This is a genomic window from Pseudomonas sp. GL_135 (assembly GCF_057834665.1).
The window spans coordinates 397,392-408,398 of the sequence record NZ_CM174408.1 but is presented as its reverse complement, the minus strand read 5'-3'; the positions used below and the strand labels follow the sequence as shown (position 1 = coordinate 408,398).

Annotated in this window: 11 protein-coding genes; 5 read left to right on the top strand and 6 right to left on the bottom strand. The window is 61.3% G+C overall.

Features of this window, described 5'->3' with window-relative positions:
• Positions 1–4: 4 nt before the first annotated feature.
• The 6 genes from AC3ISG_RS01805 to bioB all read right to left on the bottom strand — a co-directional run bounded on the left by AC3ISG_RS01805 (position 5) and on the right by bioB (position 5,192).
• Positions 5–301 carry a pyrroloquinoline quinone biosynthesis protein PqqE gene (locus AC3ISG_RS01805; protein ID WP_122536514.1) on the bottom strand — a complete coding sequence of 99 codons (297 nt, stop codon included), beginning with the start codon at positions 299–301 and terminating at the stop codon, positions 5–7.
• A 124-nt stretch (positions 302–425) separates the two neighbouring features.
• Positions 426–1,106 (bottom strand): dethiobiotin synthase, encoded by a 681-nt coding sequence (gene bioD / locus AC3ISG_RS01800; protein WP_489298400.1) that lies wholly within the window; start codon positions 1,104–1,106, stop codon positions 426–428.
• A gap of 86 nt (positions 1,107–1,192) precedes the next feature.
• Positions 1,193–2,041 (bottom strand): malonyl-ACP O-methyltransferase BioC, encoded by an 849-nt coding sequence (gene bioC, locus AC3ISG_RS01795; RefSeq protein WP_489298399.1) that lies wholly within the window; start codon positions 2,039–2,041, stop codon positions 1,193–1,195.
• A complete protein-coding gene (locus AC3ISG_RS01790) occupies positions 2,034–2,765 on the bottom strand; it encodes an alpha/beta fold hydrolase (protein ID WP_272632897.1) in 732 nt (243 codons plus the stop codon). Before AC3ISG_RS01790 ends, bioC begins: the two co-directional genes overlap by 8 nt.
• On the bottom strand, positions 2,758–3,948 hold the full coding sequence (gene bioF, locus AC3ISG_RS01785; RefSeq protein ID WP_489298398.1) for an 8-amino-7-oxononanoate synthase: 1,191 nt from the start codon (positions 3,946–3,948) through the stop codon (positions 2,758–2,760). The genes AC3ISG_RS01790 and bioF overlap by 8 nt, the downstream gene beginning before the upstream one ends.
• 188 nt (positions 3,949–4,136) lie before the next feature.
• Complete coding sequence (gene bioB / locus AC3ISG_RS01780; RefSeq protein ID WP_172609934.1) at positions 4,137–5,192, bottom strand: biotin synthase BioB; 1,056 nt, start codon at positions 5,190–5,192, stop codon at positions 4,137–4,139.
• A gap of 110 nt (positions 5,193–5,302) precedes the next feature.
• On the opposite strand from bioB, the gene AC3ISG_RS01775 reads away from it, so the two are divergent.
• The 5 genes from AC3ISG_RS01775 to rarD all read left to right on the top strand — a co-directional run bounded on the left by AC3ISG_RS01775 (position 5,303) and on the right by rarD (position 10,991).
• On the top strand, positions 5,303–6,037 hold the full coding sequence (locus AC3ISG_RS01775; RefSeq protein ID WP_489298397.1) for a ComF family protein: 735 nt from the start codon (positions 5,303–5,305) through the stop codon (positions 6,035–6,037).
• Positions 6,038–6,129: 92 nt separating this feature from the next.
• On the top strand, positions 6,130–6,894 hold the full coding sequence (locus AC3ISG_RS01770; RefSeq protein ID WP_489298396.1) for a TOBE domain-containing protein: 765 nt from the start codon (positions 6,130–6,132) through the stop codon (positions 6,892–6,894).
• A 103-nt stretch (positions 6,895–6,997) separates the two neighbouring features.
• Entirely contained in the window at positions 6,998–8,911 is a 1,914-nt protein-coding gene (locus AC3ISG_RS01765; RefSeq protein WP_489298395.1) for a PhoX family protein, read from the top strand.
• Positions 8,912–9,065: 154 nt separating this feature from the next.
• The gene (locus AC3ISG_RS01760) at positions 9,066–10,040 is read left to right on the top strand and encodes a serine/threonine protein kinase (RefSeq protein ID WP_122536506.1); all 975 of its coding nucleotides are present in this window, start codon (positions 9,066–9,068) and stop codon (positions 10,038–10,040) included.
• Between the two features lie 57 nt (positions 10,041–10,097).
• Positions 10,098–10,991, top strand: a complete 894-nt coding sequence (gene rarD, locus AC3ISG_RS01755) for an EamA family transporter RarD (RefSeq protein ID WP_489298394.1) — start codon at positions 10,098–10,100, stop codon at positions 10,989–10,991.
• The last annotated feature ends 16 nt before the right edge of the window (positions 10,992–11,007 follow it).

Sequence of the window (11,007 nt, the reverse complement as noted above, 5' to 3'; positions counted from 1 at the left end):
CAAATCAGGCGAAGGTATCGATCAGCGTGCCAAGCATTTCGTCGCTGGCTTTTTCGACTCTCACGCCAGCCTGGACTTGAATACGGCCTTGGGTCAGCTCGACAACATTGGTGGCCATGTCGGAGCGTTGCGGACGGTCCACAGAGCGCAGACGCTCCAGCTGGAAATCCGAAGACTGACTGCGCCCGGACACTTCAGTGGCGGGACTGGCCAACTGGGTTGCAGCCTGATCGACACGGCCCTGCCCGACCTGCATTGCGCTGAGGCCTGGGTACAGTGTGTTGTTCAGTGAGATTTGCATGAGCACGATCCTCTGTTCGTAGCGAACACAGCGATTAAAGCAGCAAACCGACTGGATTACGCTGCGAAGCGACTAGTGGCATTGAGCCTTGTGACGTGCCTCACAGTCTGCGACTCATTACTCGCTAGTCCAACAGCTCCAGATGCAGGTGCTCGGCGATCATTTCCGAAGTCGCCTTCTTCATGAACGGCACGCGACCGAGGCACGGCGCTGGCAAACGCTCCGCGAGCGTGGCGAGGTTTTCCTCAAGCCGTGACGTTTTGGGATCGATAATATTCGCCACCCAGCCCGCCAGTTGCAGACCGTCGTTGGCGATCGCTTCCGCTGACAGCAGCGCATGGCTGATACAGCCCAGCCGCACGCCCACTACCAGAATAACCGGCAGTTTGAGCGCGATGGCCAGGTCAGACAGATTGGCCTGATCGGCCAGTGGAACGCGCCAGCCGCCAGCCCCTTCGATCAGCGTGAAGTCGGCCTGCTTGTCGAGGATATGCTGCATCGGGCCGAGCAAGGATTGCACGGTCAAGGCGACACCCGCCTCCCGTGCGGCCAGATGGGGCGCAATGGCTGGCTCGAAGGCCACCGGATTGACTTCGTTGTAGGTCAGTTGGATCGAACATTGGGCACGCAGGGCGACGGCGTCCGAGTTGCGCAGACCTTTGGGTTTGACGTCGCACCCTGAAGCCACGGGCTTGCCCGCCGCCGTACTCAACCCCGACTGCCGCGCCGCGTACAGAAGCCCTGTGGCGATGGTGGTCTTGCCAACGTCGGTGTCGGTTCCCGTGATGAAATACGCAGCGCTCATCGTGGCGACCATCCGTTCAGATATTTCAAACTATTGCCTGCTTACTATAGCGCCCGTTTGACGGACGTTGACTAATAGATCATTTTTTAATCAATGTCAGGCTTCGCCAAGACGGCGTACACCACCTGATACGTGGCGGGCAGGCCTTTTTCCTGACGAAACTTTTCGTACGCCTCCATCAAAGCCTGAATTCGCGCGCGGCCGGTCAGGCCTCCCGGGCGACCTGGATTGATGTTGTGCGCACCCAATGCCTTGAGCTCGTGGGTCAGGCTGCGCACGTCGGGATAGTGCAGCACGTGGGGCAGGACTTCGAGGCTGCGCACGCTCAGACCACTGTCCGCGCAGAGGCGTTGATACGCCTCGCGCTCGCGGAAGCGGTTGACGTGGACCATGCCGTCCACCGCCTGCCAGCTGTCGCGCAGTTCAACCAGCGTCCCGACGCAGAGGCTGGCAAAAGCGAACACGCCGCCTGGTTTCAGCACACGACGCGCTTCGCTCAGCACCGCGGAAAAATCCGGGCACCATTGCACCGCCAGGCTGGAGAACATCAGATCGACGCTCGCATCGCGCAGCGGAAGATGCTCCGCGTCGCCTGACACGTAATGAGTGGCGCCCCCTAACGGGCGTGCATAACGCAGCATGCCTTCGGCGATGTCGAGCGCAATGCCCTCGCTCTCAGGAAACGTCTGCGTCAGCGCGCGACTGAAGCAACCGGTGCCGCTGCCCAGGTCCAACCAGCGGGAAGGTGCCAAGGCTGGCAGTCGCGTCATCAGCTCGGTGCCGACGGCGCGCTGCAAGTCGGCCACGCTGTCGTAACTCGCCGCGGCCTTCGAGAAGGACGCCGCCACCTGACGCTTGTCAGGCAGGGTGTGTTGCCCGGATGCCTGTTGCTGTTTCACGGCCTTCAGCACCGCGCAATGGGAAAGATCAGTCATCACCGGACTCGTGTAAAAACGCATGAACTGCAGCGGCGACGCCGTGCGGGTTTTCCAGAATAAAAGCGTGACTGGCCTGCTCGATCACGCCGACTTCGATGTCAGGCTGGAGGCAAAGCAAGTCCGCCGATGCTTCAGCGGGCACCAACGCGTCAAGACCGCCGAACAGATGCAATTGAGGACCGCGAAACCCTTGCAGCGCTTTGCGCGTGTCCATTTGCTCGAGCAGCTTCAGGCCTTCGATCAAACCGGCACTGGTGCCGTGGGGCGCGCAGGCTTTCAGTTGTCTCGACAGCGGCCGTGGCTCTTCGGCGCCTTGCACGCATAACAGGGTGAAGCGCTTGAGCGTTGCGTCCAGGTCGGCCTTGCAACCGGCAATGAACGCGTCGAAATCCGTTTGTGGCATCGCGTTGGGCCACTCGCTGCGGGCCACGAAGCAGACATTACTGGCGAACGTCGCCAGCCCACAGCAGCGCTCGCCCCTGCGCGCCGCCAGTTCGGCGGCGAGCATGCCACCCAGGGACCAACCGCCCAACCAGACGTTGTCGGGCAATGTCGAATCCAGCTCATCAAGCCATTCGTCGAGGTTGTCGGTGTCCATGTCAGGCAAAGGCTCGATCACGACCCGCAAATGTTCGTCGAGCCCTCGCAGCGCTGCCGCCAGCGGTTCCAGAGGAGAAACACCAAGGCCCCAACCGGGCAACAGGATCAACTGATCACGCATGGTTCAGCTCCGAAGATTCGTCTACGCCCAGCAGCGGAAAACACTGCTCCAGTGCATTCAACAATAGCTGCACCTGCGCTTCGCTGTGGGCGGCGGACAATGTCACGCGTAAACGTGCGCTGCCCGCAGGCACCGTCGGCGGCCGAATAGCGGTGACCATCACACCGCGCTCTCGCAGCAACTGCGACAGCCGCAACGCGCGTCCGCTGTCGCCAATCAAGATTGGCTGGATGGGCGTGAAACTGTCCATCAGCGCCAGGCCAAGGGCTTGAGCGCCAGCGCGAAACTGCTTGATGAGTGCTGCCAGGTGCTCACGCCGCCAGTGTTCGGAGCGCAGCAGTTCGAGGCTTTTAAGGGTCGCGCACGCCAGCGCCGGCGGCTGGCTGGTGGTATAGATGTAGGGGCGGGCGAACTGGATCAGGGTTTCGATCAACTCTTCGCTGCCCGCGACGAATGCGCCGGCCGTGCCGAAGGACTTGCCCAACGTGCCGATCAGCACCGGGACGTCATCGATGCCAAGACCGAAGTGCTCGACGATGCCTGCACCGTTCGCCCCCAGTGGGCCGAAACCATGGGCATCGTCGACCATCAGCCACGCATTTTTGGCTTTGGCCGCCTTGGCCAGCGCGGGCAGGTCAGCGACGTCGCCGTCCATGCTGAACACGCCGTCGGTAACCACCAGCGTGTCGCCGACGGCTTTGTCCAACCGGCTGGCTAGGCTGTCGCAGTCGTTGTGCAGATAGCGGGAAAAACGCGCGCCGCTGAGCAGGCCGGCATCAAGCAACGAAGCATGATTGAGGCGATCTTCCAGCACCGTATCGCCCTGCCCGACCAACGCGGTGACCGTGCCGAGGTTGGCCATGTAGCCATTGGAGAACAACAGCGTGCGGGGCCGCCCGGTGAACTCGGCGAGGGCTTCTTCGAGGGCGTGATGGGGCGTGCTGTGGCCGATCACCAAATGCGAAGCACCACCGCCGACGCCCCAGTGCTCGGCGCCGGCTTGCCAGGCCGCGATGACTTCGGGGTGATTGGCCAGCCCCATGTAATCGTTGTTGCAGAACGCCAGCAGCGGCTTGCCGTCGACAATGACTTCAGGGCCCTGCGGGCTTTGCAGCAAGGGCCGCTGACGATAAAGGTGCTCGGCACGACGGGCAGCGAGACGTGCGTTCAGATCAAAGGACATGCAGGCCTCGTAGGTAGACGCGGGGTAATGAGCACGCGGTTATCGTCAGGCTGGAGGTGAACCCGTGGGAGCGAGCTTGCTCGCGAAGAGTCAGGAACATCCGCTAAATCTTCAGCGGCTGGCATGGCTCCTTCGCGAGCAAGCTCACTCCCACAATAATGCACTCTGGCCGGAGGATCGAAGGCGCATCAAACAGCCGCGTCGTAAAACAGCTCGCTGCTTTTCTGCTCGATCAGCGCTTGTTCGATGGCGGCCTGATGCACCTCGTCCGAGTGCTCTTCCCGAGCTTCTGGCTGAATGCCCAGACGCGAGAACAGCTGCATGTCCTTGTCGGACTGCGGGTTGGCGGTGGTCAGCAGTTTGTCGCCGTAGAAGATCGAGTTGGCGCCGGCGAAGAACGCCAAGGCCTGCATCTGATCGTTCATGGCTTCGCGGCCAGCGGACAGGCGCACGTGGGATTGCGGCATCAGGATGCGCGCGACGGCCAGCATGCGGATGAAATCGAACGGATCGATATCCTCGGCGTTTTCCAGCGGCGTGCCGGCCACTTTCACCAGCATGTTGATCGGCACGGATTCCGGGTGCTCTGGCAGGTTGGCCAGCTGGATCAGCAGATTGGCGCGGTCGTCCAGGGATTCCCCCATGCCCAGAATGCCGCCGGAGCAGATCTTCATCCCCGAATCACGCACGTACGCCAGGGTCTGCAGACGATCGCTGTAGGTGCGGGTGGTGATGATGCTGGTGTAGAAATCCGGCGAGGTGTCGAGGTTGTGGTTGTAGTAATCAAGGCCCGCGGCGGCCAGCGCCTGGGTCTGGTCCTGATCCAGCTTGCCGAGGGTCATGCAGGTTTCCAGGCCCATGGCCTTGACGCCTTTGACCATCTCCAGCACGTAGGGCATGTCTTTGGCCGACGGGTGTTTCCACGCCGCACCCATGCAGAAACGGGTCGAACCAATGGCCTTGGCGCGTGCGGCTTCTTCCAGCACTTGCTGGACCTGCATCAGCTTTTCTTTTTCCAGACCTGTGTTGTAGTGGCCCGATTGCGGGCAGTACTTGCAGTCTTCCGGGCAGGCGCCGGTTTTGATCGACAGCAGGGTCGAGACTTGCACGCGGTTGGCGTCGAAGTGAGCGCGGTGCACGGTTTGCGCCTGAAACAGCAGGTCATTGAATGGCTGTGTGAACAGCGCCTTGACCTCGGCTAGATTCCAGTCGTGACGCAGGTTGGCATTGATGCTGGCGCTCATGGGCGGCTCCTTGATGTTTTCTGGACGATGACCCGGGCGGCTTCGCCCAGCGGCAAAACCGGAAAGCCCACAGGCGCAACACGGATGTTCGGCATATTTAAGGAAGCGACATGCGCTGTCAACCATGCAAGGGGCACGAGGTTTACATCTGGTTAAAAAACGCACAGACGTGTTTGTTGTGCGATGAAGCGACAGATTCCGCCACTCCGATCTGCGTGGCCTGTGAACGCGAACTGCCTTGGCTGATTGACCAGTGCGACCGATGCGCATTGCCCATGCCGATGTCCGGTCTGACCTGTGGCGCCTGCAATCGCCAGCCTCCGGCCTTCAATGAAGTTGTCGCTCCGTGGCTTTACGACTTCCCGATCGACGCGCTGGTCACACGCTTCAAGCATCAGGGCAAATGGCCGCTGGGACGACTGCTCGCCGAGCTGTTGGGCGAGACCCTGCAGCACCGCTTCAATGAAGGCCTGCAGCGACCCGACGTTCTTATCCCGGTGCCACTGGCCAAAAAGCGCTTGCGTCAGAGGGGCTTCAATCAAGCGGCGATGCTGGCGAACTGGCTCGGTGCGCGATTGGACTTACCCGTCGATGAGCGCGTGATTGGCCGTGTAAAGGAAACACCCTCGCAGCAGGGCCTGGATGCGAAAGCCAGAAAGCGCAACCTGGCGTCCGCCTTTGCGCTGAAGGACGCGACGCCGATTGGCGGCAGGCACCTCGCGCTGATTGATGACGTCCTCACCACCGGCTCCACGGCAAATGCGCTAGCAGAACTGTTGCTCAAGGCCGGCGCCAGATCGGTGGACGTGTATTGCCTGGCGAGGACGCCGAAGCCAGGGGACTAAAAAGCCGGGAGGTTAAGAAACCCGCGGGATTTGGGCGTAAGCCGTTTTGCCTTACACTCCGGCTTCATCACTCTCAGCGCATCCGACCCCCTATGTCACTACCGCCGTCCCTCACCCAGCACATGGTTCGTCGCCCCCATCGCATCGCGCTGTTGCAGCACATTGCCGAGCAGGGTTCGATCACGCGTGCAGCAAAGAGCGCAGGGCTGAGCTACAAGGCGACATGGGACGCCATTGATGAGCTGAACAACCTGGCGCAGAAACCGCTGGTCGAGCGCAGCGTCGGCGGTCGAGGGGGTGGCGGCGCGAAATTGTCGGCCGAAGGCGAGCGGGTGCTGCGGCTTTATCAGCGCTTGCAGGCGTTGCAAACCCAACTGCTGGAAACCTCGGAGGAGTCCAATGACCTCGCCTTGCTCAGCCGCTTGATGCTGCGCACCAGCGCGCGCAATCAGTTGCATGGTCAGGTCAGCGGCGTTCGTTCTCAGGGCCGCAACGATATGATCACGTTGCAGCTCGCGGGCGGTTTGTCGATCGAGGCGCAGATCACTCACGACAGCACATTGCGACTGGGGCTTGAGGTCGGCACGGATGTGTTCGCCCTGATCAAGGCCGGCTGGCTGGAATTAATAGCGCCAGACCAGGCTGAAACAACCGGACACAATTGCCTCACCGGTCAAATCGAGGAAATTCTCGACGCCGAGGATGGCCCAAGTGAAGTCAGAATTGTCCTTCCCAGCCACCAGATTCTCTGTGCGTTGGTCGACGCGGACCGGCTGCACGCCTTGCAGCTCAAGGTCGGCGGTGAGATTAAGGTTCAATTTGCGCCCTCAAACATTCTGCTCGGCACGCCGCTATAAGCGCCGCTTGCACGCAAGACCGACGCCCGACTCGTCATCTGACCGACACAATAACGTCATGAGCACTGCATAGGGTTTTGCCCTAAACCGCAGGGAGCCCGTGATGACGCTATTAAAAGATAACCAATCCACCGACCTCGAAAACATGGTTGGCCTGACCCGACGCGGATTCATCAGCGCGGGCGCCCTGTGCGGCGCGGCGATGTTTCTCGGGGGCAACCTGCTCAGCCGCAGCGTAATGGCCGCCAGTGTCAGCGCCGCCAACGGGACGCTGCTTGGCTTCGACAGCATCCCCTCTTCCACCGCCGACAGCATCAGTCTGCCGCCGGGCTATCGCTCCTCGGTTCTGATCAGTTGGGGCCAGCCGCTGCAATCCAACGGCCCGGCCTTCGACCCCAGCGGCAAAGGCACTGCAAAGATGCAGGAGTTGCAATTCGGCGACAACAATGACGGCATGAGCTTGTTTACCTTCCCCGGTGACAAGCCGGAGACCGCCGGCCGCGCACTGATGGCGATCAACAACGAATACACCAATTACCGCTACCTCTTCGATCACGGCAAAGACCCGCAATCCGCCGAAGACGTGCACAAGGCCCAGGCCAGCGAAGGTGTGTCGGTGATTGAGGTCAAGCGCGACGGTCAGCAGTGGGCGTTCGTGCAAGGTTCCAAATACAACCGTCGGATCCACGGCAACACGCCGATTCATCTGAGCGGCCCGGCCGCCGGGCATGAATGGTTGAAGACCGCCTCCGACAAAACCGGCAAGAACGTCCTCGGGACCTTCCAGAACTGCGCCAACGGCAAGACGCCGTGGGGCACCTATCTGACCTGCGAAGAGAATTTCACCGACTGCTTCGGCAGCAGCGATCCCGCGCAGACCTTCGACGCCGCGACCAAGCGCTATGGTGTGACGGCTGCCAGCAAGGAAGTGAACTGGCATTTGCACGACCCGCGCTTTGACGTCGCGAAAAACCCCAACGAACCCAATCGCCATGGCTGGGTGGTTGAGATCGACCCGTTCGATCCGAAATCCACGCCGGTCAAACGCACCGCCCTGGGCCGCTTCAAACACGAAAACGCTGCGCTGACGGAGACAAAGGACGGCCGCGTCGTGGTGTACATGGGCGACGATGAGCGCGGCGAGTTCATCTACAAATTCATCAGCCGCGACAAGGTCGATCACAAGAACCCGAAGGCCAACCGCGACATCCTCGACCACGGCACGCTGTACGTGGCGCAGTTCGACGCTGGCGACAGCAACCCCGACCACCCGAAAGGCCAGGGCAAGTGGATTGAATTGAGCCACGGCAAGAACGGCATCGACGCGGCCAGTGGTTTCGCCAATCAGCCTGAAGTGCTGATTCATGCTCGCCTCGCGGCAAGTCAGGTGAAAGCGACGCGCATGGACCGGCCCGAGTGGATCGTTGTCAGCCCCAAGGACGGCCAGGTCTATTGCACACTGACCAACAACATCAAGCGCGGCGATGAAGGCCAGCCGGTCGGCGGTCCGAACCCCCGGGCGAAAAACCAGTACGGGCAGATTCTGCGCTGGCTGGAAACGGGGTCAGATGCAGCCGCCATGGACTTCGCATGGGACTTGTTTGTCGTCGCCGGCAACCCGGGTGTGCATGCCGGTACGCCCCAGGGTGGATCAAACAACATCAATCCGCAGAACATGTTCAACAGCCCGGATGGCCTGGGCTTCGACATGGCCGGGCGGCTGTGGATTCTGACGGATGGCGACTCCACCAATGCCGGCGACTTCGCAGGCATGGGCAATAACCAGATGCTGTGCGCCGACCCTGCAAGCGGAGAGATCCGCCGGTTCATGGTCGGGCCAGTAGGTTGTGAAGTAACCGGCATCAGCTTCGCGCCCGATCAGAAAGCCCTGTTCGTCGGCATTCAGCACCCTGGTGAAAACGGCGGTTCAACCTTCCCCGAGCACTTGCCGAACGGCAAGCCGAGGTCATCGGTGATGGTGATCACGCGGGAGGATGGCGGCGTGATCGGCGCATAACGAGCGCGCTTCCCCATCCCGCAAAAGAGGCAATCGGCGGGATGGGGATTCCACTGAATCAACGGCAACGGGTGTAACGCGCTGTGTCAGGTGTAACACGCCTGAGTTACCATGACTGGCCCGACGCGGCAGCCTGCTGCGCGCAGGAGTTAGCATGGCCCACCCGTTCGCAACACTTACACCTGACCTGGTGCTGGACGCCGTCGAGAGCATCGGCTTTGTCACCGACGCCCGTATTCTCGCGCTCAACAGCTACGAGAACCGCGTCTATCAGGTCGGCATCGATGAACAGCAGCCGCTTATTGCCAAGTTCTACCGGCCCGATCGCTGGACCAACGAAGCCATTCTCGAAGAACACAGCTTTACCGCCGAACTCGCCGACGTCGAAATCCCGGTCGTCGCGCCCCTCGTGCACAACGGCGAGACTCTGTTCGAGCACGCCGGTTTTCGTTTCACCCTCTTCCCCCGTCGTGGCGGCCGCGCGCCAGAGCCCGGCAACCTTGATCAGCTGTACCGTCTAGGCCAGTTGCTCGGGCGCATTCACGCCGTCGGCGCCACGCGCCCGTTCCAGCACCGCGAAGCCCTTGGTGTGCAGAACTTCGGCCACAACTCGCTGAACTACCTGCTGGACAACAACGTGATTCCGCGCAGCCTGCTGCCGGCCTATGAATCCGTTGCCAAAGACCTGCTCAAGCGTGTGGAAGACGTCTACGCCGCCACGCCCCATCAGAACATCCGCATGCACGGCGATTGCCACCCCGGCAACATGATGACCCGCGACGACATCTTCCACATCGTCGATCTCGACGACTGCCGCATGGGCCCGGCGGTGCAGGATGTCTGGATGATGCTCGCGGGTGATCGTCAGGACTGTCTGAGTCAGCTGTCGGAATTAATGGACGGCTACAACGAGTTTCACGATTTCGATCCCCGTGAACTGGCGCTCATCGAACCGCTGCGCGCACTGCGCCTGTTGCATTACAGCGCCTGGTTGGCTCGTCGTTGGGACGATCCGGCGTTCCCCCACAGCTTTTCCTGGTTCGGCACCGAACGCTATTGGGGCGACCAGGTACTGGCGCTGCGCGAGCAGTTGTCCGCGCTGAACGAGGAACCGCTGAAGCTGTTCTGAAAACGCTAAATACCCCTGCAGGACACCACAACAAAAAAACTTGCCGAAGGACCACCCATGCAAGCTGCCAACCCGCGTCGCGGGTACATTCTGGGCCTGAGCGCCTACATCATCTGGGGACTGTTTCCGATCTACTTCAAGGTGCTTGCCAGCGTTCCCTCGCTGGAAATCATCGTCAATCGGGCGATCTGGTCGGCCATCTTCGGCTCGCTTCTGCTGCTGGTATGGAAGCATCCCGGCTGGTGGCAAGAGCTGCGGGATAATCCTAAACGCCTCGCGATTCTCGCCTGCAGCGGATCGTTGATCGCCGCCAACTGGCTGATCTACGTCTGGGCCGTGAACAACAACCATATGGTCGAAGCCAGCCTGGGTTATTTCATCAACCCACTGATCAACGTGATGCTCGGCATGGTGCTGCTGCGTGAAAGACTGCGCCCCTTGCAATGGGTCGCAGTGATGCTGGCGTTGATCGGTGTGCTTCAGCAGGTCTGGCAGGTGGGGAGCCTGCCGTGGGTGTCGCTCGCGCTGGCGTTCACCTTCGGCTTCTACGGCCTGATTCGCAAAAAAGCACCGGTGGCTGCATTGCCCGGGCTGGTGGTGGAGACCTGGATTCTGGTGCCGCTGGCCGTGGGCTGGTTGATTTTCAACCCGCTCGCCCACAGCGCACAGCCGGAGTTCTGGACCACATCCGAGGCACTCTGGCTGGCGGCGGCCGGTCCGGTGACGCTCGTGCCGCTGGTGTGTTTCAACGCCGCAGCCAGGCATTTGCCCTACGCGACGCTGGGCTTTTTGCAGTACATCGCGCCGACGCTCGTGCTGGCCCTGGCGGTTGTGCTGTACGACGAACACATGCCCTCGGCCACCTTGGTAACCTTCGCCTTCATCTGGTCCGGGTTGATCATCTACAGCATCGACGCCTGGCGCTCCCTGCGCAGACGCGCCCAAGCCTGATGGAATAGGGTAATCC

Excerpts from the sequence above, each read along its gene's own strand:
- AC3ISG_RS01805 (WP_122536514.1), bottom strand. The coding sequence starts at position 301 with ATGCAAATCTCACTGAACAACACACTGTACCCAGGCCTCAGCGCAATG.
- bioD (WP_489298400.1), bottom strand. The coding sequence starts at position 1,106 with ATGAGCGCTGCGTATTTCATCACGGGAACCGACACCGACGTTGGCAAG.
- bioC (WP_489298399.1), bottom strand. The coding sequence starts at position 2,041 with ATGACTGATCTTTCCCATTGCGCGGTGCTGAAGGCCGTGAAACAGCAA.
- AC3ISG_RS01790 (WP_272632897.1), bottom strand. The coding sequence starts at position 2,765 with ATGCGTGATCAGTTGATCCTGTTGCCCGGTTGGGGCCTTGGTGTTTCT.
- bioF (WP_489298398.1), bottom strand. The coding sequence starts at position 3,948 with ATGTCCTTTGATCTGAACGCACGTCTCGCTGCCCGTCGTGCCGAGCAC.
- bioB (WP_172609934.1), bottom strand. The coding sequence starts at position 5,192 with ATGAGCGCCAGCATCAATGCCAACCTGCGTCACGACTGGAATCTAGCC.
- AC3ISG_RS01775 (WP_489298397.1), top strand. The coding sequence starts at position 5,303 with ATGCGCTGTCAACCATGCAAGGGGCACGAGGTTTACATCTGGTTAAAA.
- AC3ISG_RS01770 (WP_489298396.1), top strand. The coding sequence starts at position 6,130 with ATGTCACTACCGCCGTCCCTCACCCAGCACATGGTTCGTCGCCCCCAT.
- AC3ISG_RS01765 (WP_489298395.1), top strand. The coding sequence starts at position 6,998 with ATGACGCTATTAAAAGATAACCAATCCACCGACCTCGAAAACATGGTT.
- AC3ISG_RS01760 (WP_122536506.1), top strand. The coding sequence starts at position 9,066 with ATGGCCCACCCGTTCGCAACACTTACACCTGACCTGGTGCTGGACGCC.
- rarD (WP_489298394.1), top strand. The coding sequence starts at position 10,098 with ATGCAAGCTGCCAACCCGCGTCGCGGGTACATTCTGGGCCTGAGCGCC.